Here is a 23,186-nt window from a genome sequence, read left to right as displayed (position 1 = left end):
AAGAAACAGATACGCCACCCCGTCAAGGGGCGGCGTGACAGTGAGGGCATTGGACAAAGGCCTGCTGAAAGTCAACGATTCAGCGGCTTTCCTGACGGGTAAAATGATACCGGCATCCTGATCCTAGAAGAACAGCTTGCGGAAACTCAGCCTCACCGACCGGCCGAGCGGGTCGAGCAACGCCGGCTGGTAACCGATCGGAACGGCGCCCGCAGCATCACGTACGTCGAGCCGCTGGTTGAAGAGATTGTTGACTGACAGGGTGACGCGCGAGCCTTGGAAGAACGGCGCCTTCTGCACCAGCGCGCGCTGCTGGCCGAGATCCGCGAAGACACGCAGATTGGCGGTGAAGAGCGCGCCGAAGCTGAGATCCTCGGGCGAGGGGGCGCCGTTGGGGTTGGCGAGCAGGGTCGTGCCCTCCTGCCACGTGCCGTTCAGCCGGACGCCGATGCCGTGCCGGTTGTATCCGGCGTTGAACTCCACCTGGTGCCGCGGCTGGCCGCCCCGCGCACCGATGGCCGAACCGCTCAACAGGTCGAGTTCGGGCAGACCGGGCCGGATCAGGATCGTGTCCTCGAGGCGCCAGGTGTGGAACACGCTGAGCTGCACGCGGCCCTGGCGTGCGCCGCCGAACCCGCCGCGGCCAAAGCCACCACCGCCACGTCCGGCAAAGCCGCCCGGTCCGCGATCGCCCGCGGAGCGCACGCCCGTCTGGCTCGCCTCGCCGCCAGCCGGACTGGCGCCCGCCCCGGAACGCCCCCGCTCGCGAAAGGCGGCGCGGCGTTCCGCAATCTGTTCGGCGGTCAGCGGCTGGCCGTCAGGGCCGGTCGGCGGCGGCGCCTCCAGCGTCTCGGTCCAGTTGAAGCCCCAACGGATCTGCCGGCTGCGGCTGCGATCGAAGTTCACGGGCCGCGCGTCGATGCTGATCAGCGTGCCGGCCGCGTCACGATCGAACCGGCCGGGGAAGGCCGCCTCGATTTCCGGCGTCGCGGTCGGAAAGCTTGCGATCGGATTGTCGATGCGGCTGTCGGTGTAATTGGCAAGCAGCGTCAGGTTGGTGTCGCTGATCGGCTTCACCGTCAGGCCCAGCTTCAGCACGCGGCGCTGGTCGGCCGCAAGGTTCGGATTGCCGCCGGTGATGGTGGTCGCATCCACCGTCTGGCCGGTCACCAGGTCGAATACGCGGACGTTGGGCGTGACGATCAACGGATTGCCGAGCTGCTGGATCGTCGGCGCACCCTGCTCATGCGCGACCGAGCCGATCAGGCGCACGGCCTCGACCGGTCGCCAGTTGAAGCCATAGCCGACCGATCCGAGCGTGCCAAAATCCGACAGCTGATCGACCCCGCCGTTGATCGTCGCCGACAGGGCGCCGATGGGGCCGTTGCGGAATAGCGGAATGTCGATGTTCGCCTGGGCCGAACCCTGGTCGCGCGACAGGTCGGTCGCAGTCACGATGCCGGCCCGGCGCGATCCGCCGCTGATGTCGCGCAGGGTGAAGCCAGCCTTCAGCGTGGTCGTCACCGCGCCGGCGGGAAGATCGAACAGGCTGCCGCTGAGCGTCCCTTCGGTCTCGATCGTTTGCGCTACCGACTCCGCCCGGTCGCGGCGGGTGCCGCTGCCCGGGCCGCCGTCGCGATCGGTGAGGGTTGTCGACCAGTCGCGCGTATAGCCGCCGTTTAGCGACCAGCGCCATTGATCAAGGTCGCCGTTCAGGGCGTAATTGAGCACGCCGGTGCGGGTGCGCCCCTCGCGCAGCAGCCGCTGGCCGTCTGACGACGTACCAAGGCCGGCGCGGGTATCAGCGCCTTCCAGCTCACCGCTGATCGTGGCCGATACATTGCCGAAAATGGTCTGGTTGTACGTCGCGTTCAGCTTCGCTGCGTCGCTGGCCGATAGCAACGTGCGGTTCGGATCGGCCTCCGCCAGGTTGCGCTGCGTTTCGAACAGCGGGTTGCTGTGGGCATATTCGCCATCGACGCTGAAGCGGTTGCCGTTGCCCAGGCGAAGGTAGTTGAGCGTCGCCTCATGTACCTGACGCCCGCCATCGCTGGCAAAGCCGGTATCCGCCTCCGCCGTCACCGCATTGAAGCGGCGCCGCAGGACGATGTTCACCACCTTCTGATCGGGGCGATAGCCGTATTTCAGCGCGACTTCCTCCGGCAGGATGTCGACGCGCTGGATCGCCTCTGGAGGCAGGCCGCGGATCTCGCGGAAGCCGCTGATCCGGCGGCCGCCCAGCAGGACCACGGGGGCGCCGGCGCCGCGGCCCTGGATGCTGCCGGTGAGCGGGGCAAGCTCCTCCAGCAATTCGCCGATGTTGCTGGCACCATAAGCGCGAATGTCGCGGCCGCTCAGCACCACTTCGGGCTTGATGTCACCGATCACCGATCCGCGCGGCTGGCGGCTGCCGGTGACGATGATGTCATCCTCAAGCTCGAGTTCAGCCTCAGCTTCCTCCACCGACTGCGGCTCGCCCTGCAGGGGGATGGCCGTCTCGGATTCGGCCGTCTGGGATTCGGCCGGTGGCAATTCGCCCACCTGGACCGGCGTGGCAGTGGCAGGGACGGTCATTGCGGCGAGAGAAGCGGGCAGCAGCAGGATCGACAAGGACAGGCTCCGGAACCGACGTGGGATGATCACGTCCTACGGCGGGGTTGTGGGGGAAATGTCGCGGCGGCACCGGAAAATCGTCGCAAATTGTACCCGTGCGATTGGACGCGGGTTGGCTTGCGGGACAAACCGGTGCTGGACGCGCAGCGCATAACGCGCCGACGCGACAGCGGATAGAGGGCGCGCCCCGCTCAGGTCACGATGCGAACGGGCACGCCCTTCGAGGCCGGGGTCTTGGATGCCTCGTCATGGTACCACAGCGGCACCAGCGGATTGGTTTCGGGGTAATAAGCGCCGATGCACCCGCGCGGCAGCAGATAGGGCGTGACGGTCAGGCCATCGACCTGACGATGCTCCCCATCATCGGCATCGCTGGCGAGGCTGACCACCTGGCCCTCTGCCAGGCCGGCAGCCGCGATATCGTCCGGATGCATCAGCACGACATCGCGCGTGCCCTCGATCCCGCGAAGGCGGTCGGAATAGCCGTAGATGGTGGTGTTGAACTGATCGTTCGAGCGCAGCGTCATCAACCGCCAGCGCCCTTCCTTGTCGCCAAGGCCGAGCGCGGAGAGCGAGGTGGGAACGGTGAATTCCGCCTTGCCGCTTTCCGTCTTCCAGATCCGTTCGCGCGCCGCATTGCCCTTGTAGAAACCGCCCGGCGTGAAGACGCGCGCGTTGAAATCGGCGAACATCTCCGGATAGCTTTCCTCGATCAGGTCGCGGATCAGGCCGTAATCGGCGGTCCAGTCGTCCCACCGCGCCTTCGGATTGGGCGGCAGCGTCGCCTTGGCCATGCCGCAGACGATCGCGACTTCGGATTTCAGATGGTCGCTGGCCGGGTGACCATTGCCCTGCGATCCATGGATGCACGACAACGAATCCTCCATCGTCACTGCCTGCGCGCCGGTCACTTGCATGTCGCGTTCCGACCGGCCGAGGCACGGCAGGAGATAAGCGACCTCGCCGTTGATCAGGTGGCTTCGGTTGAGCTTGGTGGCGATCTGGACCGTGAGGCGCATCGATTGCCACGCCTGCTCCATCTTCACCTGTTCCGGGATGGCGCGTACGAAATTGCCGCCGAGGCCGATAAAGGCCTTCACCTCGCCGGAAATGATCTTCTCGCAGGCATCGACGGTGTTGAGGCCCGTGTCGCGGGGCGGGTCGAACGCGAATTGCTCGGCCATGCGGTCGAGCGGGACGAGTTCGGGCTTTTCGGAGATGCCGACTGTGCGCTGTCCCTGCACGTTGCTGTGACCGCGGATCGGCGAGATGCCGGCGCCTTCGCGTCCGATGCTGCCTTTCAGCAAGGCAAGATCGACGAGCGTGGTCAAATTGTCGGAGCCGTGCACGTGCTGCGTCAGCCCCATGCCGTACATGAAGATGGTGCGTTCGGCCGCAATATAGACGTCGGCGGCCTTTTCGAGATCGGCCCGGGCCAAACCGCTTTCGCGTTCGATCTCCTCCCACGACAATTGCTCGGCATGGGCCTTCACCGTCTCGAACCCGGTCGTGTGCTGTGCGAGGAAATCGACGTCCAGGACATGGCGCTTGTCCTCGCGCCAGCGCCGTTCCGCGGTGGAGAGGACGTGTTTGATCATGCCCATGATCGCCGCAATGTCGCCGCCCGCCTTTACCTGCAGGTAGAGCGAGGAGATTTCCGTCTCCTTGCCGGTGAGCATTTCGACCGGGCTTTGCGGGTTCTTGAACCGTTCCAGCCCCGTCTCGCGGATCGGGTTGAAGGTGACGATCTGCACCCCGCGCTTCACCGCCTCCTGCAGGGGATGGAGTAGCCGGGGCGCATTTGATCCCGTGTTATGGCCGAAGAAGAAGATCGCGTCGCATTTCTCGAGATCCTCGAGGACGCAGGTGCCGACGGGTGATCCGATCGCCTTCTTGAGCGCCACCGACGTGGTCTCATGGCACATGTTCGAACTGTCGGGCAGGTTGTTGTGCCCGTACATGCGCGCGAACAGGGCGTAGAGGTAGCTTGTCTCAAGGCTGGCGCGGCCCGAGGCGTAGAAGACGGTGCTTTTCGGGTCGAGCCGCTTCAACTCCGTGCCGATCGCGGCAAACGCCTCATCCCAGGCACAGGGGACATATTTGTCGGTCGCGCGATCGTAGCGCATCGGGTGGGTGAGGCGGCCCTGATGCTCCAGATCATAGTCCTTCCAGTCGCGCAGCTCGGTCACGGTATGTTGCGCGAAGAACTCGGGCGTGCAGCGGCGGGATGTCATCTCCCACAAGGTCGCCTTCGCGCCATTCTCGCAGAATTCGAACGGGTGGGGGTGCTTCGGCTTCCCCCAAGCGCAGGACACGCACATGAAGCCGCCGGGCTTGTTCTGCCGCCGCAGGGTGTCTAGCGCGGCGGGCGTCGGCCGTTCACGCGCGAGCACTTCGGTCATGCCGCGTACCGAGCCCCATCCGCCGGCGGCGCCCGAATAGTGAACCGTATCCTTTTCGTCAGCCACCCAGGATCCTTTCGCGCGACAGCCGTTCATGGCTGACAACGCGAGGGGCGCTGTTTGGATCACCGGCGTGGGCACTATATGCAGGGAACGGGCATATGCAGGCGGGGGCGCAGGAGGATCGAAGCCGTGGCGGACGACGCATTGCCTGACGACACCAAGCTGACCCGAACCAAGCAGCGCTGGGCCAACGAGGGCAAGTTCATCACCGGCGCAGCGCGCGGCGCGGATGAGCGCCTGCCGCCCGGCCAGCATCTGGTGCGCGACTGGCCGGTGCTGGACCTGGAGCGCCAGCCCGATGTGTCGACCGATCGATGGCGGCTGACGATCAAGGGGCTGGTCGCCCGTCCGGTATCGCTCGACTGGTCCGCGTTCATGGCCTTGCCTCAGACCGAGCGGCGGAGTGACATCCACTGCGTCACAACCTGGTCGCGCTACGACAATGATTGGGCGGGCGTCGCGACCCGCACGCTGCTCGACCTGGTCGAGCCGCGCGACGAAGCCGCCTTTGTCGTGCTGCACGGTTATGACGGCTATACGACCAACGTCCCGCTGGCCGATTTCGCCGCAGAGGACGCGCTGATCGCGCGCGAATGGCAGGGAAAGCCGCTGACGCGCGAGCATGGGGGACCAGCTCGGTTGGTGATCCCCCATCTCTATTTCTGGAAAAGCGCCAAGTGGATCAGCGGGATCGAACTATTGGGTGCCGATCGCCCAGGCTTCTGGGAAGTGAACGGTTATCACCGACGCGGTGATCCCTGGGAGGAGGAGCGCTATAGCTGAGCTGCGCCGCGCTTAGGCGCGACGCCGCCCCAGCGTGTGCCCGGCGGCGACCACGGCGATCAGCAGGATCGCGGCGTTCACCTGATGCGCAACCGCGATGGTGAGGTCGACACCGGTGAGCAGCGTGGCGATTCCCAGCAGGATCTGAAGGCTGGTCAGCAGGATGACCGCGCCCCAGGCATTCACCGCGCCGCGCCGCCGTGCCGCAAAGGCGAGCCAGATCACGGCGGCGGCCGCGGCGAAGGCGAACCAGCGATGGACGAACTGGACCACGATGGGATTGTCGACGAGGTTGCGCCACGCCGGCTCCAGCATCGGCGTACCGGCCGGGAAGAAGCTGTCGCCCATCAGCGGCCAGGTGCTGAACGCATAGCCGGCGTTGAGCCCCGCGGTGAAGGCGCCAATGAAGATCTGGATGCCCAGGAGCAGCATCGCGACCGCGGCGAGCGGTTTCAGCCCTGCGGGCCTCGCCAGCGGATCGCGCGCGAGATCGCGCAGGTCCAGTGCGGTCCATACCACGCCGCCCAGGATGACAAGGGCGGCCGAAAGGTGAACTGCGAGGCGGACGTGGCTGACATCAGTTCGCACCGACAGGCCCGATGCGACCATCCACCAGCCGATTGCCCCCTGCAGGCCACCCAGCGCGAGCAGTGCGAGGAGGCGCGGGCCATAGCCGCGCGGGATCTGCCGCTTGATCGCGAACCACAGCAGGGGAAGCGCAAAGGCCAGCCCAATAACGCGGCCGAGCAGGCGATGGACATATTCCCAGAAGAAGATCTGCTTGAACCCGTCCAGCGTCATGCCGCGGTTGATCTCCTGGTATTCCGGGATGCGCTGATAATGGCGGAATTCCGCCATCCACTGCGCCTCGTTCAGCGGGGGAATGGTCCCGCTGATCGGCTTCCACTGCGTGATCGACAGCCCCGATTCGGTCAGACGCGTGATGCCTCCGACGGCAACCATGACAACGATGAGGGCGGCGACGACATAAAGCCATCGCGCCAAGGCGAGTGGCCGCGGCGAAACGCGAAAGCCAGGGCTGGGCTTGAGCATGCAGCCATCTAGAAGCGCGGCGTCGTTGCCGCAATGGCGTACACCCGCCATCGCACTCATCCCCCGTCGCTTGGCGGAGGTGCCAAGTACGCGACCTGGCGTGTTTATTGACGATGTGATGTTGTAACCTGTCCGGCGTGGCGCTACATGCGTCGGCGATGGCAACAATGTCTCATCCCGCCAGCACCGCTCGACTGGATCGCCTGGCGATCATCGTGTCGGGGCTATGCGTCGTTCACTGCATCGCCAGCGCGGTGTTGATCGCGATGCTGTCTGCCGTCGGCGGGATGATGGTGGACCCGATTTTTCACGAGGTCGGATTGATGCTGGCGATCGTGCTGGGTGCCATCGGTCTGGGCCGCGGCGCGTTGCAGCATGGGAACCTATGGCCGATCGGCGTTGGCTCGCTTGGCCTTGGCATCATGGCCGGCGCGTTGTCGCTGCCGCATGACGCCGGGCTGGTCCATACCGGTGAGGCATTCTGGACCATCGTCGGTGTCGCGCTGCTCGCTCTGGGGCACGACTTGAACCGCCGCGCCGACGCCTGACCGCGAGGGCGGCGCTCAGCCGGGCGGGCGAAGCGTCGCTGCCAGTGATGCCGTTGCGCTCCCCCGCCGTGCCGGCTGCGGCTGATCGGGGGAGGGAGCCCAGCCGGTCAGGAAGATGATCTCGAACCGCTCCGCCGTACGTCCGTCGGCATCGGCCAGATCGGCAAAGGCAGCTGCGCTGCGTGCCACCGTCGCGGCTCCCAGCGGCTGACGATCGATCAGCAGGTTAGTGCCCGCCATGCCGCGCAGATCGTCGAACAGCCGTCCGACATTGCCGTAGCGCACGCGCAGCGGCTCGGCATCCGCCACCGGAAGGGCGAAGCCGGCACGCATCAGCAGGTCGCCCGCGGACCGCACGTCGATCTGCGGATGAAAGCGGGCGACTGGTCGCTCGGCTTCTGCGGATCGCATCGCTGAACGCAACGTCGCCAGCGAGCCAGCACCGAGAAACGCACCAAGGAACAGGCCATCCGGGCGCAGGATTCGCCGGATCAGCGACAGCGCGCCCGGCACGTCGTTGACCTGATCGAGCACGCCGGCCGAGACGACCAGATCGAACGAATGATCGGCAAACGGCAAGCGATCCTCATCGGCCTGCACGCCGCCCGCCTGACGGGCAAAGCCATGGCCGGCGTCCAGCCGGGCGATCCGGGCGCCAGCGGGTGGCTGGAAGCTTCCATCGAAACTGCCGAGATCGAGGACGTCGTGAAAGGACCGCTTCACGCTCGCGAGCCGCTCGTGGATGCCGTCGAGCATGGCGGCGCGGACGAAACCGTGTGCGGCAAAACGCGGGGCGATGCGGTCGCGCCGCGAGCGGCGGGCCTTGCGGTCGAATATCTCAGGAGCCGTCATGGCGCGGCTTGTGCGCCCGGCGGCGGCGCGCGACAAGCGGGGACGATGCTCGCCAAGTTGCTTCAGCCAGTGATTTCGCTGGCTCTGCCCCCACGATGCGCGGGATGCGGCGCGATTGCCGATGACGATCATCGCTTCTGCGCAACATGCTGGGGATCGCTGCGCTTCCTCGGCCCGCCATGGTGCGCGGCCTGTCACGCGCCGCTGAGCTATGAACCGGCGCCCGGCACATGGTGTGCTCCTTGCCTCCAGGCGCCGCCGCGGCATGGCGGGATAGACGCCGCCGTCGCGTATGGGGAGGTCGCGCGCGCCGTGGCGCTGCGCCTCAAATATGGCGGGCGGGCTGCTTTCGCCGAGACGGCGGCGCGATTGATGGCGCGCCACTTGGCTGCCGACGTCGACTTGCTGGTGCCTGTTCCTCTTCACCGCTGGCGGCTTTGGTCGCGCGGATACAATCAGGCCGGCCTGATCGCGACTGCCGTGGCGCGGCTGAGCGGCGTCCGGGTCGATGCGCAGGCGTTGGTCCGCCATCGCGCGACTCAGGCATTGCGTGGCGCCAGTGGTGCCGAGCGGCGGCGCGTCGTGCGGGGGGCGTTCGCGGTACCGCCCGGCGCGCGGGCAAGGCTGGCGGGCAAGCGGATCGTGCTGATCGATGACGTCTATACCAGCGGCGCAACGACCGACGCCTGTATCGCAGCGCTTCGATCCGCCGGTGCGGCGCACGTCGCGGTGCTATGCTGGGCCCGCGTGCTCAGCGATCGCGATGATTGACAATTGCGCAGCGCATCCACACGTCACTCTCATGGCCCGTGTTGAAATCTACACCAAGGCGTGGTGCCCTTATTGTGTCCGCGCGAAGCAGCTTCTTGCCAGCAAGGGCGTCGAGCCGACCGAATATGACATCACTCTCGGCGGCGAGCAGCGCGTCGAGATGATCGATCGCGCCGGAGGCCGGACGACCGTGCCGCAGATCTTCATCGATGGGCGCCACATCGGCGGCTCCGACGATCTTGCCGCGCTTGATCGGGCAGGGAAGCTCGACCCGCTTCTCGCACCCTGACGATGCGCGCCGCCATCCTGCAGATGACGAGCGGGATCGATCCCGCCGCTAATGCCCGTACGCTGACCGACGCGATCGATGAGGCAACCCGAGGCGGGGCGGCAATGCTCTTCACACCCGAGATGTCGGGGCTGATCGATCGCAACCGGGACCGTGCCGCCGGTGTGATTACGGCGGAAGACGATGATCGGGTATTGGGGAGCGTTCGCGACGCAGCGGTCCGCACGGGGCTTTGGGTGCATCTTGGCAGTCTGGCGGTGCGCCGCGAGGACGGGCGGCTGGTGAACCGCGCCTTCGTGATCGACGGCAATGGGACGGTGCGGGCGCGCTATGACAAGCTGCACCTGTTCGACGTGGATCTGCCCACCGGCGAAAGCTGGCGCGAATCGGCGGCCTATGTCGGCGGCGACGCCGCCGTGGTGGTGGCGACGCCGCTCGGTAACCTCGGTCTTTCGATCTGTTACGACGTACGCTTCCCTAGCCTCTATCAACGGCTGAGCGATGCGGGCGCGACGCTGATCGCGGTGCCCGCCGCCTTCACCCGCCCCACGGGCGCGGCGCATTGGCAGGTGCTGCTGCAGGCCCGCGCTATCGAGAACGCTGCCTTCGTCATCGCCGCCGCCCAGACCGGGCGGCATGAGGACGGACGCGAAACCTATGGCCATTCGCTGGCGATCGGCCCGTGGGGGGAGGTGCTGTGCGATATGGGCGAGCAGCCTGGCCTGGCGCTGGTCGATATCGATGCGGAGAAGGTTTCCGAGGTGCGCGGACGTATCCCGGTCACCATGCATCGCCGCGACATTCCGCCGGTCCGGGTGGTGCCATGATCGTTTTCGATTTGCAATGCGGCACAGGGCATGTGTTCGAAGCGTGGTTCAATTCATCGGATGCCTATGCCGAGCAGCGTGAGCGCAAGCTGATCGCCTGTCCGATGTGCGGCGACACTGGTGTGGACAAGGCGGTAATGGCGCCCAATGTCGCGCCCAAGGGAAACAGCCGCTCCGTGGCGGCAGCCCCGGCGAACGTGCCGGACAAGGTGAAGGCCGCGCTCAAGGCACTGGCCGAGGCGCAGCGCCAGGCGCTCGAGGGATCGCGCTGGGTCGGCGACCGCTTCGCCACGGAAGCACGTGCGATGCATGCCGGCGACCAGCCCGACGAGGCGATCTACGGCCAGACCACGCTGGCCGAAGCAAAGGCGCTGGTCGACGAAGGGGTGCCGATCGCCCCGTTGCCGCTGCCGGTCGTGCCACCCGAAAAGGCGAACTGAGCCGCGTCGCTCGCGTTCAATCAGGGCCCGAGGGTAAGTGAAGGGATCGGCAATAGCGCCTAGTTGACCCGCCTCCACGGCGGCCGTAGCAGGGCGGTCATTGCCCCCGTAGCTCAGTAGGATAGAGCGACGGTTTCCTAACCCCGCGTTGGGGCAGGGAAGAGGCGGCAAAAACCCAGCTTTTCTGCCGGTTTTTTGCTAGTCTGTGTTGCCAAACCGTCGCCTGTGTGCCCTCTTTTGTGCCACCCCCGTCTGGGCGCGTGCGGCCTGTTCGGGCGTCAGGTAGGCGAGATAGATCTCGGTGGTCTTGACGCTGCTGTGCCCCAGCTCCCGCGATAAATCGTAGAATCCGCCTTTGCCCTCCCGCAGGTATTCCACTGCGAACAGGTGCCGGAGGTGGTGGAAGCTGAAGCGGCGGTAGGGGATGCACGCTTTGGCGGCGCGCTTTTCGGCGCGCGCCGTGTAGTCCGCGAAGTTCGAGGCGACGTTGCGGTAGCGGCTCGCAACGGGACGACCGTCGGCGTCTTCCTCCAGGTGGTAGAAGACATACGGACATTTAAGCTGGCGGGTGGCGCTGAATGATCGCGACGGCCTCGGCCGATAAGGTGACAGTGCGCATGCGGTTGCGCTTCCCGATGACGGTCGCGTGTCGGTTGGCCAGATCGAGCATTGTGTGTTCGAGGCCGGCGATTTCTTCCTCACGCATCCCGGTTTCTCGAGCGAGCAACATCACGTCGCCAAAGCGGGTGCGCTGCCGGCCGATCGTCAGGTCAATGTCGCTCTGGGTGGGGAGCTCGATCGGGTCGCGACGCTCCTGCAGACGCTTGCGTGGGTAGGCGCGGGCTGCGTTCTCATCCACCCAGCCTTCTTCGATCGCGTGATCGAGAACGCTGGAGATCGCCGTCAGATCGCGGCGGATGGTGGCGTTGGTAACGTGCTGCGCCTTGCGGCCCTTCACCAGCTCCGCGTCGATCTGATGGACCTCAAACGGGTCGAGGCACTGTCGGCATTCATTCAGGCTGACGGTATAGCGAAGGACGGTCTTGGGGCTGATCGCTTTTGCCCGCACGTCGGCTTCCATGGCCTCAGTCCAGGAGACGAAGGCCTGCACCCAGTTCATAGGGCCGGCGATGCCGTAGTGCGCCTGGTTCTCGATCTCTTCGCGTCGGGCCTTCAGGCGTTTTTCCGCCACTTTCTCAGAGCGTGTTCGTAAGCTTTCTCGGTCCTCGCCGCCGTTAACCTCGAAACGCGCCCAGAGGATTCCGCCCCGCTCGTAGATATTCTTCGGCATTGATGCTTCTTCGCCCCATTGACGCGGGTCGACCATCGCTTGAGATCGATCACCACGAACAGTCATCGCCCGGACGGTTTCGAGGCGCCGGGAATCGCGCCAAGGGATGCTAGATTCTGAAGGGTTCTGTAGGAAAGCCCGGTTATGTTCCGCGCTTCCGCGATACCGCACCGATTTGGCGAGGACGTAATTCGGCCGGATCTCGGGTCGGACCCGCAATCGAGCCGCAAAGGATCATTGTTCGTGCTTTCGAGTAGGAAATTGAAGGTCGGGCCGAGGCGTTGATCCGGTCGCCGGTCAGCGATTTTCCCTCATGCTGGCGAGCAGCATGGCGACGGTGACGGGGAGGCAGAGGATCGCCAGGATGATGATAGCGGCGATCTTCAGCCGCCTCATGTGGGCGGTATCGGTGGTCATGCTGCAGCTCCGAGGCTGACAGTTGAGCGGGCGGCGCGATCGTCATGTCCGCGAGCTAGCGGGCGGACGGGTGCCGGTCCTCCCACCAGAGCAGCGCGTCGACGCAGTCGGCGAGGGCGCGCAGGCGATCGTGGGCGGGATCCTCATCTGCGGCGGTACGGGTGCGGATCGCCATGGCGCCGAGCGCCTCGATCCGCTCACGCTTGAAGGCGCCGCCTCGATCGGGATCGGCGATCCAGTCGGGCGCCGGCTCGATCGCGGCGATCGCTGCCCACTCGGCCGCGATGGCGTTGCTGATCCGCAGCGCGCGATCTGCCGCAGCCTGGTTGATCTTGCCGGCCGCGATCAGATCGGGATAGCCGACGACACGTTGCTGGTGGAGGTAACCGGTCTCCTGGATCGCCTCGACCATCTTGATCGACGTCCACGGCAGCTGCATCAGCCGGTCGGTCTGGAACTGGTCGCCGGTCCACTGCGCGCCGGGCGCAAGCTGGTGCAGGATTATCTCGTGTTCGGGAACGCCTTCGTCGAAGTGCGGCGCAACCGGCTGGGCGACCCGCTGCGCCTGGTGCATTCGATGGCGCGCTACACGCGGCGCGGCGTGGAGGAGGGGGCGTTCTGGTGGGTGCCTGGCGGCAAGGACGCCGTGGCGTTCCCGGCCGGCAGCGTGGTGCAAGGGAGCGCTCCTTCCTTCGCAGCGCGAAGACCTGAAAGGTCGAGGAAGCGCCGCGCCTTTCCACACTGCCCTTTACTCATCGGCGGAACAAGTAGGTCGGCAGACGCGGCTCAAGACTTCGCCTGACGGGCTATAAGCGTGTGAGCAAAGTCGCAGAGAAGAACACAAGGAGCGACGGTAACGTAGGCCCTTCGCCGAGCCCAACAAGTTGAGCCCGGTTGCTGCTGATATGAGCTTACTAGAGGGGGGATAATGGCGGGGGCTATCAAGCAATTCACGGGGCCGCGTTATGGTCGCGGGCTCAAGTTGACTGCGAGCAGCATTGTACTAGCGCTTCTATCCGCTTGCGGCGGGGAAGAGGGGAGTTCGGATGACGGTATTGTCACTGTGCCCGCCCCTCCCCCGGCCCCTACACCGTCACCTACGCCAACTCCAACTCCGACACCTGTAGCGACCGGACAGGTTGCATCAGTCGATCTTGGTTCCATCCCTGCTGGGGCGAATGACCTAGTCACCAACTTCAAGGTCACCAACAGCGGCCTCTATATGGCGGTCAACTACGATGACGAAACGAAGCCTGACGCCATTCTGAAGTTGCGCGGGACGCCAGCATTCAGCGACGCGTGGTACAGCACGATACCCAACAACACCGCAAACGGGTCTGTTAGCGATTACGCACCGGTCAACGTCTATTCGGAGAGCCGTTCTGAGCTAACATTCTATTGGGCGGGCAGAGATTTCACCGGAGATGGGGTCGAGCGGTGGGGGTTGCACACTGTCAACGGGAACGGCGTCTCGACTGTCGCGGAAGAGCGAAGCTTCGGATCATACGGCATCAAACTCGTAGCATCCGGAGCACGGAATGGGGTCGTAGCGTCGCGTCCGTGGATACTCTGGTATCAGCCCAGCACGGTCGGGAACAGCGGTTACAGCATCTACCAGGACGACGGCGCTTACACGAAAGCGAACTCGATTTCTGACCGTTTTAGTACTCCGGCGACTCCTCCCTTGCCAGGGGACGGGTCCGCGATCTTCTCGCATCCGAGTAATCCGGAGCTGTTTGTTGTCTCGGACAACAAGCTGTTCCTGTATGGCGCGGACAAGCTAATCAGAAGCTGGACACTTCCGACAGGGGGCGTTGCGACTGACATGATGTGGTCCGGAGACGCGCTCTACTTTGGCTTCGCCGGGAAGGTTTATAAAACAGACGGGACAACCCTTCGGTCGATCGCTGATGTCAATACGACCGGTTTTGCGGTGGAAGGCGGATTTTGCATAACTGGAGGTGAGATGTTCTTGCCGACGGGTGAGGCAATCAACCTGCTCAGCAACACACGCAGGAACTGGATCAAGAAGGGGCAGCTGTCGTCAGCGCAGGCCAGTGCCGTGCAGCAACTTGAGCTTGCCGCACTGTCTTCAAGGGTTTTCTGCTCAAGCTATGCAACAGGCACGACGCTGTACCTCGTGTCACCAGCTACCCGGTCGGTCCGTGTCGTGACGCCAGTCCCGCGTTGATGCGGCTGAGCGGTCAGGGTGCCCTTAGGCCATCGCCCACCTCTCGATTGGTTCGTCGTTCCAATCGTCGCCGGCTGGATCCTGATTGAGCCAATCATCCTCGTTCGGTACCGCTTCCTTGGGGCGCGGTGCCGGCAGGGTGGGCGGCCCGCCCCCGAAGCGCACGCGAATCATCGCGGTGTGCTCCCCGCAGTCCTGAAACACGCCTGATGCTCCAGGCCAGCGCGGATTTTGGTGCCAATCCACAGGCATCATTCACTCGACAGAGCCGATCTGGATGCCGCGCGCGCTGAACACCGCGACAGCTGCCGGATCGTGCTCGTTGGTCGGTTTGGGCACCAGATGCACCGGCTCGCCTGGCTCGCACATGGCCAGCTCGAAGCGGCGGTTGCTCTGGTCGATGTTGAGTTAATTGATGCCGACGAGGGCAAGGCTGAACTCTTTCACTCGGCCCCCCCCCCCCCCGATAGAACAAATGAGAAACGCCCGTTAATTGAAGGGGGTGATGATTCGCAACCGAATCGAGGATGGCTTGAAGATCAAGGACCCGTGCGAGCGGCTTCCTGCGCTTGCCGCGCAGTACCGCGTTACGCTTACCGACCTGTCTCGCATCATCGGTCAGCGCCCGCGCTACCTTCATCGTTTCGTGTGCGATGGCGTGCCGACGGATCTGGACGACGAGGCGCACGACACGCTGGGCCGCTTCTTCGGCGTGCCGACATATCAGCTGGGCGGCGTGGATCCGCGGTGGGCGAAGTTCAGGGTAGCGAAGTGAGGCTGGTTAATCACGACGAGCTGGTCAACCGTATCCAGGCAGCGATCCGCACTTGGCCGAATAGCGTGCTGGCTTGACCGATCACCGGCACGACGAGCAGTTGCGCGCTCGCGTGCATGGGGCCGCGGTGATCGGCGAAAGCCTGAAGCGGCTGGAGATACTGGCGGATAGCCCCGAGCCTCCGACATTCCGCTATGCGGCCATCGATGGTGGCAGCGGCGTGCCGGTTCAGGCCGATGTGGGGCCGACTGATCGATCGGTCTAGCGCTGCGCCGCTCGAATGGGGCGGTGCGGGGAAGATGTTGCGTCTGCAAGTGGGCCGATAGCCGGCCGCTTGGATCAAAGGACGGCTGTCGTCCCAATGCCAGCCGTTCATCATCCCGGAAGCGGCCACTAGAATCAACCAGTGGACGAAACACCAGGCGCGCTTGTCGAGTAGATTTCGAACTCAGCTTCGGACGGTTAACATAAACTGGTGCGCCGGACAGCCGACGACGGTGGCTCCCTGGAGGAAGACCAATACCGAGCGAACCGTCAATTAATCCTACAAACACCTACCAGCTGGCGATACTCAGCCGTTTGTCTTTCATACGCTGCGAGTCTGAAGTGGACTCGCGTGGGTTTCGAGCGAGCCTAATCTGCTGAGCAGATTGCAGCGCAGCCTTAGAAATCGCACGTCACGCTGCCATGCGTCGGAGGTGCCTCCGCCGCATCTAGCGCTTCAGGGGAAAGGTTCGCCTGGCAAAGATCTAGTCGTTTAGGCCCATTCCGGACCTTACTTGACACGCAACTATAAGAGCGCAGTCTGCTACAACAGAGGAGCAGAGATGCATCGATTCTGGGCGATGATCGATGATGAGCAAGCGCGGCCTCGCAGAGGCTCCGGGATCGTCATTGCATCACTCGCAGGGATCGCTGCAGTGGCAACAGCAAAAGCTGCTCGGCATTACATCGGTGTAGACCTACCGTTCATGTTTTGCGTGGCCGCTGCCCTCGCTACGGCGATCCATTACGGTGCGCTCGCCTCTTTGACGGCATCTTTGACAGGCTTGGGACTGACCATCGTTCTGGCACCAGCCGCTGATCCGCTGGTCACCATCCACAACGCCGTCGGAGCGGCAGTGTTCTGCGTGTGCATAGCGCTGTTTGGTGGAGCGTTGCTGCGATACAGCGCGCGCGAGAGAAGGTTTGCTGCCATCGCTCGGAGGCGCGAGCGCGTGCTGCAGGGAATGTTCGTCGGATCGCCGGCGATCACGCTCATCATCGACGAGAACGATCAAGTCGTTGCCGCGAATGAGGCCGCCGGCCGTTTGTTCGAGCAGCCATCCTCTGCGTTGATAGGGAGGGGGATCGCAGCGTTGATCGGCGAGGGTCTTAGGTCGAGCCGCCGACGACTAACGATCGGCATCGGCGGTCGCGACCGGCATCTGCGGGTCACCGCGACCCGCATGACTTTGGCGGGTCGTCACTTCCAGACAATTCACATCGGTGATGAAACGGAAGTCACCGAAGCGCACGAGCAATTGGCGAGCACGCAACGCGAATTGTATCAAATCGCGCGGGCGACGGCACTAGGTCAGTTGGGTTCATCTATCGCGCATGAACTGAACCAGCCGCTTGCATCGGTTGCGAACTATTCCGGTGTCGCTCGCGCCCTGCTCACCGCTGCCGATCCCGACATATCGGCCGTTCGACAGGTACTGGATGACACCTTGGATCAGGTCTTCCGGGCAGGGCAAGTGTTGAAGCGATTGCGGGAGTTTGTCCGCCGTCGCGCGTTCGATCGGATAGACGTAGACGCTGCAGAGGTAGTCGGCGACGCTGTTCGGCTTGGATTGCTAGCGGTGAAGGAGGTCAATGCCGAACTGACAGTCGAGGTGGCTCCCGTGAACCGAACAATCTGCGTCGACGTCGTCCAACTTCAGCAGGTCATCCTCAATCTGATGATCAATGCTGTAGATGCTGTCAGGAGCCAGCCGGTGCGTCGGATCGCGGTGCGTGTCTGGGAAGACGGTGAAACACTGTTTTGTGCGGTCAGCGACAATGGACCTGGCATCCCGTCGAGCTTGCGAACGACTGTATTCGAGCCGTTCCGCTCCTCCAAGGAACAGGGGATCGGTATCGGATTGGCGATATGTCGCACGATCGTGGAAGCGCATGCAGAAAAGATCTGGTGCGATACGGATCCGGTGCTGGGGGGCGCGCGCTTTGCGTTCAGCCTACCTTTATCGAACAGCAGGGAGGCGGAGGATGTCGATCGAGCTTCCGGTCTACATAATCGATGACGAACCCGAGGTATGCCGCTCTTTGGCGCTGCTGATGGCCGCGGGCGGCATTCCGGCGCGGTCGTTCGGCAACGCCGATCTGTTCCTTGATCTGGTCCATCATCTGGCACCGGGTATCGTCATCTGCGATGTCGTAATGCCGGGTACGTCGGGGATCGAGTTGTTGCAGTCGATGCGCAGCAACGGCAGGCAAGACCCGGTCATTTTGATCGCGGGACATGCCGACATACCGATCGTGGTGGCCGCAATGCAGGCGGGCGCGACAAACTTCCTGGAAAAGCCGTTCGATCCGGATGTGATCATCGACGCCGTCGCGCTGGCGCGGCAATCCTTGAACCGCGCATCGGTTAACGACAGCTTGGCCGACCGCCTTTCGCCTCGTGAGCGGCAAGTTCTGGAACTGGTAATTGGCGGCGCTACTAGCAAAGAAGCAGCGCGGCACCTGGGGATCAGCCCCCGCACCGTTGAGACATATCGGACCAAATTGCTGGAGAAGACCGGTGCGCGCAGCACCGCTCATCTCGTGAAAATCGGTCTCGAGGCGGGGCTCGGGTCAGAGCGCCATTCGAATGTCGGAAGCGCATAGCTCAAGCGAGAAGTCGTAGCTCAATCCCATCGGTTCCAGGCGAAGAACGCTGTTCAACCGACGGTTTACGCTAGGCAGATCCCGTAATATCCTCATGCCGAAGCCGCTGCGTATCGTGCGCGGAGGTGCTGGTCCGCCGCGCTCACGCCAGCTGATCTGCAGCACGTCCCTATTTTTTGCATTGCGGACGATCGACCATCGCAGATCGACATGCCCCGTCGTGAAACTGAGAGCACCGTGGCGAACGGCATTGGCGGCCAATTCATGGGCCACGATTGCCACCAAATGCGCCCAGCGCGCAGCAAGCTCGATCTCCGCACCCTGCAGCGTGATCTGCGGTCGGGAGGGATTGTCCAATCGCGAGGTCACTTTCTTCAGCACGACGCCTAAGTTGCACATGTCGCCGTCAATCTCACAACCGGTACGTGCCACCAGGTCGAGGCTTTGCAGGCGGTCGATGAAGTTGGACACCGCGGGCTGTCGGGCGAGGGGGGCGAGTGATTGATGGGCTAGAGAGACTACTAGAGCGACTAAATTACGAGCCCGATGTTGCGCCTCATGCAGCAGTAGAAGGTCGGTCGTAGCACTGTCGTTCGTAGGTATGAGCAGAGTAGCGTGCTTACTATGATCGATAAGGACCCGAATCCGAATATCTGCTTGACTCGTCGTTCGATTGTCACTGCGCTCCGCGCCAGGAGGCCATAGTAGATTGCTGTCATTCGCAATTACAGCACACTCCGATGGCAAGTCTCTCATATCGATAATTATCGACCCATGATCCCTAGGAAGTGACACGATTCGCCTCCGAATGAATGAAGCTGTGCAGCAAAGTACGTCCCACATTATCACTGCCTACAGCGCAGCGGCCATTACGTGGTTTTTCGGAACACAAGTACAGTCCTTCGGTAATCGTTCGGAGTTTTAGACCAGCCGCCTCCAGGGTAGAGATCTGCTCAGGAGGTGCGGTGGCGATGCAAGTCGTAACCAGTTGCTTTATTTGGACGAATGGCAGGCGATCGGACAATCGTGCTTCCGCTGCTCGACTATTAAAGCCTCTCTGTCCCCGAGTGGCCGTCGAGCGGGTCTCTGAGGACTGGGCGCGATCATCTCCCCGGAAAGCCACCGTAACCGGTTACTCGAGGATCAGGTCACGGCGGGCACCAGGATCGGCTCTGCCCTCAGACGGTGTCCATCTGCGACGGCTGCTGCCGCGTCGCGGATGGCGCTGTCCCCCTTCGCAGGCAGGTCGCGGATGCCTGCCCGAACTCGCCGATAGTCTTTCGTCGACGAGCCTCACTTCATCCGCCGGTGCGGGATGGCCAACCCTGCAGCGAGAACGGCCGTGCGATGGAGTTTCCTTCGCGCGAACCCTTCGCCCGGAAGGGCGGAAACAGGAGACGAGCGATGAAGAAAGCAATCTGTGGAGCAGTTTCAGCCCTGGCACTTGCCGCGGCGGCACCGGCGCTTGCGCAATCGTCGGGTACCGTCACTGGCGGTGTCGGCGTCGGCGCAGGCCTGGGTGGCTTCACCAACGGCGCGATCGATACCACTTCCGTGAGTGGCACCAACTCTCAGTCGATCAGCATTGATATGGATCGCGACATGTCTGCCGCCTCAGGCAGCGGCTTCGGCGGCTCGATGGATATCAACTCGGTGCCGGGCGGCTCGAGCTTCGCTGTCGTGGGCGGCGTCGGAACTGCTGGAACGTCGATCAACGCTAACGTCGACGGGCTGAACAATGGCAGCATCACCAGCACCAGTTTCAACGGTGCGCTTTATGGCGGCCTCACCGGCGGCATGCCGCACTCGACATGCAGGTTGTAAACTTCGGGCAAAGCAGCGCCGACTTCAAGCTGACCTCGGCGTTCGACGCGAATTATACGGACGAGTTCGCAGCTAGCCAGCTCGACTGGACAGCTGCCGGCGCGGTGGGCGCGGTCGGGTTCGGCTTCGGCTCACTTGGCTGGGACATCGACAACTGACCGCTTTTCCGGGGCGGCGCTCGCCGCTCCGGATCTTTCAAGGGAGATCGACCATGAAAGCCTACGCGCGAGCGGTAATCGCCTTAGCCGTCGTTGTACCGGTGCCCGCACTGGCGCAGCAGATGGAGGCGCAGACCAACAGCACAGTGAACGTGATGGCCATTACCGGGCCTCAAACGCAGGTGCCGGTCCGCCAAGAGGTTGTCTATGACGGGCACACGTGGACAACGCCGAGTGCGCAAGGCAGCTACTTCGGTGGCGCGAATCCCTGCCTCATTGGAACTGGCGGTGGCGCCGCAGGTGGGCCAATTGCGTTCAATCTGAACATCGGCAGAAGTGACGAAGGCTGTCAGCGTCGGTCCGATGCGGCGGCCTGGCATGCCATGGGCTTCGACAATGTCGCGATCGCTCGTATGTGCCAGGACGTGAAGAGCGCGGACGCCTTCTTCGCTGCGACAGGACAGGCCTGCCCCGGCGCCGCGCCCGGTCGCTACAAGATGCCCGACGGGTCTGCCGCACCAAGCGCATCCCTGGTTGCGACCAGCCGCTCGATCCCGAACAATCCGAATGCCGGGCCGATCGACTTGACCAACCCAATTGTTCAGTCCGCCATACGGGCGGAAGCGCAAAGGATGCTGCGAAACACTCCTATGCCCTCGGTAGACCCAAGCGCCTCCCGCGTTCCGACAACAGGCTCAACCAGTAGCGTTTCGAGGTAAGCTCGAGAGAGCTAATGCAGCTCCTATGCACGCTTAGCCCTTTGTTTTCCGGGGACGGCGGCTGCATGATCGGAGCGAAAATCACTTCGCTGGGCGTGGGTACTTTCGGGACGCCGGACCGATTGCCATTCATTAGCAGCCGTGGTTGCGCTACCTTAAAGAACCGCCGGTTTAGAGATCGGCAGGGACCGGAGCAAACGACCGTTATTGGGCGCGTTGCAGTCGTCGAGCTCCCACCTACCGGGGTGGCGGTCGCACCCCTGTAGACCCAAGAGCCGCGCTATTCCCCCCGCCTCGCCGCAGGCTTTTTGGGTGGCCTTTGGTGCAATCGGCACTCCTCATGCGCCAGAAGGGGCGACAGGCGCGGTTTGCGCCGTCCGGCGCGCCTACGGATTGATGCGCCCGCGAAGGCTCTGAGGCGGCGCGCTACTGATCGGCTAGCGAGAAGATGTTGTTGTCCATCAGGTTGCGGCAGGTTCCGCTCTCGAATGTGAGATCGAAGTGCTTTCGCCGCTTGCCTTGGTGCAGATCCTGCAGTCTCAACACCCTCTCAACCTCGCCGAACTTTTGAACCATCTTATGCTCGATCGCAGCGGCGTCTTGGTTCGAAATATTGTAGGCAGTCGCAAAGACCCGACGTGCACCAGATCCCTCCCCAGGATCCAACAGGTCCATGTTCTGCGCTAAGAACCCGAAACCCAGAAAGACAAGCGTCTCGGCTTCCCTGACCAAGGTCCGGATCGCGGCGGTCGTGCCTTCATCGGCAGACTCTGTGTAGGTTTTTATTCCTAGCGCTACCTGCTCAAGATCTACCCCGTCGCCTCCTCCGAACGGTACCGTTGAATTTTCGCCATTTCGCTTGAATAAGTCGCCCACCGATCCGTATGCGTGAACTATCGTAGCTCGGCCTATCGCCTGCTGTGCCGAGGCTTGATCTACCGCGAAATACTGCACGACCATCCGGTAAAGGAATAGTTCAAGGCATCGATCGTAGTTGAAGACGATGAAAGAGACGTTGTCGAACAGCTTATCGATATCGTCGGCGCGGTGCCCGGATGTCAGGATTCTGGCAAGGGGAATGTACCAACTCGCGGTCAGTCCCTTACTGTCGATCGCGCCGGCCTGGTCAACGTTGCTCCTGCGAAGATAGCTGTGGCGCTCGGCTTCTAGGATCGCCTGTGTGATGGCGAGCTTGCCGAGGAGCACGGTGTGATCATCGTCCTGCTGCGAATTGAGATAGGTGTCGATAGATCGGGCGTACGGTAGTGCAGTGACGATCTTCTTCGCGGCTTCGCGATATCGCGCCATCGGTGCAGCCCAACCGTGCCCATGATCGCGCGTCATTTGTGCGACCAGCGCTTGGAGGATGGGTTCGTTGCCGAACCCATGGGCGTTCCGGTTCGGCGCTAGAGCTTGCATTATTTTCGTCATTAGCTGGTCGCCGGCCGGTAAATTGAGCTCACAACTCGCGCCGGCTCCGACCACAATGACCGTTCGTTCTTGGAACAACACGCCCCCCTGTTCAGGCGGCCTCAGTCGCCGGCAGCCAAGCGTAGAATATGGGACACGGGCGGGAAAGCGGCTACCTCGGTAATGTGGGCTGAAAACTTCTTCTTAGGTTTTGAAAAATCGGGATTTAATAATTACCCGGAAGAGGTAACATTGCGGTTACCCGTCCGGGCGCGGACGGTTATCCCATTGTTTTCGCGAGGGTTTGCTATTTTTAAAGTTACTTGAAAAAGGAGGTAATCAGGTAACCGCTATATTACCCCAGACGTTACCTCAAAAATGGCGGAAAACCGTGGGGGTACCGATGTTACCTCTCTCCCGCGTACACCTAAGAATATTGGGCCAAGCCGTGAATAGTATCGTCGCTTCCGCCCTGCTGAGGCGTAGAACGCCTCAGCGACGCTGGGTCGATCAATCGGCCGAAATCGAGCGCCCGAGCTTCGACCAGCACGCATCAAACGCTGTGCCCTTTTTGTGCCACTTGCCTGGAACTCGACCTCGGGTGCTTGATGATACCGAAGGTGCAGGACACGCCGCGCGTAAAGAGACGGCGCCATCATAGCGGGAACAGAATGTGCCCCCGTTGTGCCACCCTAAACCGTGGCTTGTCGCGTGTTTCGGGTGTTCGGGATTGACCAGGAAAAGCCAGAAACCTAGGGAATCCGCCATCGCCCCCGTAGCTCAGCAGGATAGAGCGACGGTTTCCTAAACCGCAGGTCGTGAGTTCGAATCTCGCCGGGGGCACCAATGCCGCGCCGGCTATATCCTCACGTGAGGAACCGAGTGTGGG

Annotated in this window: 24 protein-coding genes, 1 tRNA gene and 1 pseudogene; 16 read left to right on the top strand and 10 right to left on the bottom strand. The window is 63.2% G+C overall.

Annotated elements, in window-relative coordinates:
* Positions 1–123 precede the first annotated feature (123 nt).
* Together L8F96_RS00380 and L8F96_RS00375 are read right to left on the bottom strand one after the other, a co-directional pair.
* Positions 124–2,610, bottom strand: coding sequence for a TonB-dependent receptor plug domain-containing protein (locus L8F96_RS00380; RefSeq protein ID WP_334654477.1), 2,487 nt, complete (start codon positions 2,608–2,610; stop codon positions 124–126).
* A 194-nt stretch (positions 2,611–2,804) separates the two neighbouring features.
* Positions 2,805–5,081 carry an FdhF/YdeP family oxidoreductase gene (locus L8F96_RS00375; RefSeq protein WP_334654475.1) on the bottom strand — a complete coding sequence of 759 codons (2,277 nt, stop codon included), beginning with the start codon at positions 5,079–5,081 and terminating at the stop codon, positions 2,805–2,807.
* A 126-nt stretch (positions 5,082–5,207) separates the two neighbouring features.
* On the opposite strand from L8F96_RS00375, the gene L8F96_RS00370 reads away from it, so the two are divergent.
* Entirely contained in the window at positions 5,208–5,861 is a 654-nt protein-coding gene (locus L8F96_RS00370) for a sulfite oxidase-like oxidoreductase (RefSeq protein ID WP_334654473.1), read from the top strand.
* Positions 5,862–5,873: 12 nt separating this feature from the next.
* Here L8F96_RS00370 and L8F96_RS00365 read toward each other — a convergent pair whose 3' ends face one another.
* Positions 5,874–6,914, bottom strand: a complete 1,041-nt coding sequence (locus L8F96_RS00365) for a COX15/CtaA family protein (protein ID WP_186314009.1) — start codon at positions 6,912–6,914, stop codon at positions 5,874–5,876.
* A 158-nt stretch (positions 6,915–7,072) separates the two neighbouring features.
* Here L8F96_RS00365 and L8F96_RS00360 point away from each other — a divergent pair, with 158 nt between their 5' ends.
* Positions 7,073–7,462 (top strand): MerC domain-containing protein, encoded by a 390-nt coding sequence (locus L8F96_RS00360; RefSeq protein ID WP_046411695.1) that lies wholly within the window; start codon positions 7,073–7,075, stop codon positions 7,460–7,462.
* Between the two features lie 15 nt (positions 7,463–7,477).
* Here the strand turns inward: L8F96_RS00360 and L8F96_RS00355 are convergent, their stop codons facing one another.
* Complete coding sequence (locus tag L8F96_RS00355) at positions 7,478–8,314, bottom strand: class I SAM-dependent methyltransferase (protein ID WP_334654472.1); 837 nt, start codon at positions 8,312–8,314, stop codon at positions 7,478–7,480.
* Between the two features lie 45 nt (positions 8,315–8,359).
* Here L8F96_RS00355 and L8F96_RS00350 point away from each other — a divergent pair.
* The 5 genes and pseudogenes from L8F96_RS00350 to L8F96_RS00330 all read left to right on the top strand — a co-directional run.
* A pseudogene (locus L8F96_RS00350) lies at positions 8,360–8,551 on the top strand (double zinc ribbon domain-containing protein); the annotation flags it as partial.
* 75 nt (positions 8,552–8,626) lie between these two features.
* Complete coding sequence (locus L8F96_RS00345; RefSeq protein WP_334655644.1) at positions 8,627–9,085, top strand: ComF family protein; 459 nt, start codon at positions 8,627–8,629, stop codon at positions 9,083–9,085.
* Between the two features lie 31 nt (positions 9,086–9,116).
* Complete coding sequence (gene grxC / locus L8F96_RS00340; protein WP_046410369.1) at positions 9,117–9,374, top strand: glutaredoxin 3; 258 nt, start codon at positions 9,117–9,119, stop codon at positions 9,372–9,374.
* Between the two features lie 2 nt (positions 9,375–9,376).
* On the top strand, positions 9,377–10,201 hold the full coding sequence (locus L8F96_RS00335; RefSeq protein ID WP_125944572.1) for a carbon-nitrogen hydrolase family protein: 825 nt from the start codon (positions 9,377–9,379) through the stop codon (positions 10,199–10,201).
* Entirely contained in the window at positions 10,198–10,641 is a 444-nt protein-coding gene (locus L8F96_RS00330; RefSeq protein ID WP_334654465.1) for a DUF1178 family protein, read from the top strand. Before L8F96_RS00335 ends, L8F96_RS00330 begins: the two co-directional genes overlap by 4 nt.
* 198 nt (positions 10,642–10,839) lie before the next feature.
* Here L8F96_RS00330 and L8F96_RS18575 read toward each other — a convergent pair whose 3' ends face one another.
* The 3 genes from L8F96_RS18575 to L8F96_RS00320 all read right to left on the bottom strand — a co-directional run bounded on the left by L8F96_RS18575 (position 10,840) and on the right by L8F96_RS00320 (position 12,923).
* Complete coding sequence (locus tag L8F96_RS18575) at positions 10,840–11,175, bottom strand: tyrosine-type recombinase/integrase (RefSeq protein WP_417158935.1); 336 nt, start codon at positions 11,173–11,175, stop codon at positions 10,840–10,842.
* A 22-nt stretch (positions 11,176–11,197) separates the two neighbouring features.
* A complete protein-coding gene (locus L8F96_RS00325) occupies positions 11,198–11,932 on the bottom strand; it encodes a tyrosine-type recombinase/integrase (protein ID WP_334654463.1) in 735 nt (244 codons plus the stop codon).
* 472 nt (positions 11,933–12,404) lie between these two features.
* Positions 12,405–12,923 (bottom strand): hypothetical protein, encoded by a 519-nt coding sequence (locus tag L8F96_RS00320; protein ID WP_334654461.1) that lies wholly within the window; start codon positions 12,921–12,923, stop codon positions 12,405–12,407.
* Between the two features lie 648 nt (positions 12,924–13,571).
* Here L8F96_RS00320 and L8F96_RS00315 point away from each other — a divergent pair.
* On the top strand, positions 13,572–14,540 hold the full coding sequence (locus L8F96_RS00315; RefSeq protein ID WP_334654459.1) for a hypothetical protein: 969 nt from the start codon (positions 13,572–13,574) through the stop codon (positions 14,538–14,540).
* Positions 14,541–14,795: 255 nt separating this feature from the next.
* On the opposite strand, the gene L8F96_RS00310 is transcribed toward L8F96_RS00315, so the two are convergent.
* A complete protein-coding gene (locus L8F96_RS00310; RefSeq protein ID WP_145118935.1) occupies positions 14,796–14,909 on the bottom strand; it encodes an HIRAN domain-containing protein in 114 nt (37 codons plus the stop codon).
* A gap of 136 nt (positions 14,910–15,045) precedes the next feature.
* Here L8F96_RS00310 and L8F96_RS00305 point away from each other — a divergent pair, with 136 nt between their 5' ends.
* The 4 genes from L8F96_RS00305 to L8F96_RS00290 all read left to right on the top strand — a co-directional run bounded on the left by L8F96_RS00305 (position 15,046) and on the right by L8F96_RS00290 (position 18,186).
* Entirely contained in the window at positions 15,046–15,315 is a 270-nt protein-coding gene (locus L8F96_RS00305; protein ID WP_334654458.1) for a hypothetical protein, read from the top strand.
* Between the two features lie 73 nt (positions 15,316–15,388).
* Positions 15,389–15,580 carry a hypothetical protein gene (locus L8F96_RS00300; protein ID WP_125946660.1) on the top strand — a complete coding sequence of 64 codons (192 nt, stop codon included), beginning with the start codon at positions 15,389–15,391 and terminating at the stop codon, positions 15,578–15,580.
* A gap of 562 nt (positions 15,581–16,142) precedes the next feature.
* Positions 16,143–17,600, top strand: a complete 1,458-nt coding sequence (locus L8F96_RS00295) for a sensor histidine kinase (protein WP_334654456.1) — start codon at positions 16,143–16,145, stop codon at positions 17,598–17,600.
* Positions 17,566–18,186: a response regulator transcription factor gene (locus L8F96_RS00290; protein ID WP_145118941.1), complete on the top strand. Its 621-nt coding sequence runs from the start codon at positions 17,566–17,568 to the stop codon at positions 18,184–18,186. Before L8F96_RS00295 ends, L8F96_RS00290 begins: the two co-directional genes overlap by 35 nt.
* Here L8F96_RS00290 and L8F96_RS00285 read toward each other — a convergent pair.
* Positions 18,154–18,942, bottom strand: coding sequence for an HWE histidine kinase domain-containing protein (locus tag L8F96_RS00285; RefSeq protein WP_334654453.1), 789 nt, complete (start codon positions 18,940–18,942; stop codon positions 18,154–18,156). The genes L8F96_RS00290 and L8F96_RS00285 overlap by 33 nt on opposite strands.
* Positions 18,943–19,590: 648 nt before the next feature.
* Here L8F96_RS00285 and L8F96_RS00280 point away from each other — a divergent pair.
* Genes L8F96_RS00280 through L8F96_RS00270 form a run of 3 tightly spaced genes read left to right on the top strand, consistent with a single transcriptional unit; the run spans position 19,591 to position 20,887 of the window.
* Positions 19,591–20,010 carry a hypothetical protein gene (locus L8F96_RS00280; RefSeq protein ID WP_334654451.1) on the top strand — a complete coding sequence of 140 codons (420 nt, stop codon included), beginning with the start codon at positions 19,591–19,593 and terminating at the stop codon, positions 20,008–20,010.
* Positions 19,998–20,168 (top strand): hypothetical protein, encoded by a 171-nt coding sequence (locus L8F96_RS00275; RefSeq protein WP_334654449.1) that lies wholly within the window; start codon positions 19,998–20,000, stop codon positions 20,166–20,168. The genes L8F96_RS00280 and L8F96_RS00275 overlap by 13 nt, the downstream gene beginning before the upstream one ends.
* A 53-nt stretch (positions 20,169–20,221) precedes the next feature.
* Positions 20,222–20,887: a hypothetical protein gene (locus L8F96_RS00270; protein ID WP_241212745.1), complete on the top strand. Its 666-nt coding sequence runs from the start codon at positions 20,222–20,224 to the stop codon at positions 20,885–20,887.
* A gap of 426 nt (positions 20,888–21,313) precedes the next feature.
* On the opposite strand, the gene L8F96_RS00265 is transcribed toward L8F96_RS00270, so the two are convergent.
* Positions 21,314–22,399 carry a hypothetical protein gene (locus L8F96_RS00265; protein WP_334654445.1) on the bottom strand — a complete coding sequence of 362 codons (1,086 nt, stop codon included), beginning with the start codon at positions 22,397–22,399 and terminating at the stop codon, positions 21,314–21,316.
* Positions 22,400–23,066: 667 nt separating this feature from the next.
* Between L8F96_RS00265 and L8F96_RS00260 the strand changes: the two genes are divergently transcribed.
* Positions 23,067–23,143 (top strand) — tRNA-Arg (locus L8F96_RS00260).
* Positions 23,144–23,186: the final 43 nt, after the last annotated feature.

It is taken from the genome of Sphingomonas panaciterrae (assembly GCF_036890205.1).
GTDB lineage: Bacteria > Pseudomonadota > Alphaproteobacteria > Sphingomonadales > Sphingomonadaceae > Sphingomonas > Sphingomonas panaciterrae.
Note: the sequence above shows the minus strand (reverse complement) of the source record. Positions and strands in the feature narration are given on the sequence as shown.

Excerpts from the sequence above, each read along its gene's own strand:
- L8F96_RS00365 (WP_186314009.1), bottom strand. The coding sequence starts at position 6,914 with ATGCTCAAGCCCAGCCCTGGCTTTCGCGTTTCGCCGCGGCCACTCGCC.
- L8F96_RS00360 (WP_046411695.1), top strand. The coding sequence starts at position 7,073 with ATGGCAACAATGTCTCATCCCGCCAGCACCGCTCGACTGGATCGCCTG.
- L8F96_RS00355 (WP_334654472.1), bottom strand. The coding sequence starts at position 8,314 with ATGACGGCTCCTGAGATATTCGACCGCAAGGCCCGCCGCTCGCGGCGC.
- grxC (WP_046410369.1), top strand. The coding sequence starts at position 9,117 with ATGGCCCGTGTTGAAATCTACACCAAGGCGTGGTGCCCTTATTGTGTC.
- L8F96_RS00335 (WP_125944572.1), top strand. The coding sequence starts at position 9,377 with ATGCGCGCCGCCATCCTGCAGATGACGAGCGGGATCGATCCCGCCGCT.
- L8F96_RS00330 (WP_334654465.1), top strand. The coding sequence starts at position 10,198 with ATGATCGTTTTCGATTTGCAATGCGGCACAGGGCATGTGTTCGAAGCG.
- L8F96_RS00325 (WP_334654463.1), bottom strand. The coding sequence starts at position 11,932 with ATGCCGAAGAATATCTACGAGCGGGGCGGAATCCTCTGGGCGCGTTTC.
- L8F96_RS00320 (WP_334654461.1), bottom strand. The coding sequence starts at position 12,923 with ATGCACCAGGCGCAGCGGGTCGCCCAGCCGGTTGCGCCGCACTTCGAC.
- L8F96_RS00315 (WP_334654459.1), top strand. The coding sequence starts at position 13,572 with ATGGCGGTCAACTACGATGACGAAACGAAGCCTGACGCCATTCTGAAG.
- L8F96_RS00310 (WP_145118935.1), bottom strand. The coding sequence starts at position 14,909 with ATGTGCGAGCCAGGCGAGCCGGTGCATCTGGTGCCCAAACCGACCAAC.
- L8F96_RS00305 (WP_334654458.1), top strand. The coding sequence starts at position 15,046 with ATGATTCGCAACCGAATCGAGGATGGCTTGAAGATCAAGGACCCGTGC.
- L8F96_RS00295 (WP_334654456.1), top strand. The coding sequence starts at position 16,143 with ATGCATCGATTCTGGGCGATGATCGATGATGAGCAAGCGCGGCCTCGC.
- L8F96_RS00290 (WP_145118941.1), top strand. The coding sequence starts at position 17,566 with ATGTCGATCGAGCTTCCGGTCTACATAATCGATGACGAACCCGAGGTA.
- L8F96_RS00285 (WP_334654453.1), bottom strand. The coding sequence starts at position 18,942 with ATGAGAGACTTGCCATCGGAGTGTGCTGTAATTGCGAATGACAGCAAT.
- L8F96_RS00280 (WP_334654451.1), top strand. The coding sequence starts at position 19,591 with ATGAAGAAAGCAATCTGTGGAGCAGTTTCAGCCCTGGCACTTGCCGCG.
- L8F96_RS00275 (WP_334654449.1), top strand. The coding sequence starts at position 19,998 with ATGCAGGTTGTAAACTTCGGGCAAAGCAGCGCCGACTTCAAGCTGACC.
- L8F96_RS00270 (WP_241212745.1), top strand. The coding sequence starts at position 20,222 with ATGAAAGCCTACGCGCGAGCGGTAATCGCCTTAGCCGTCGTTGTACCG.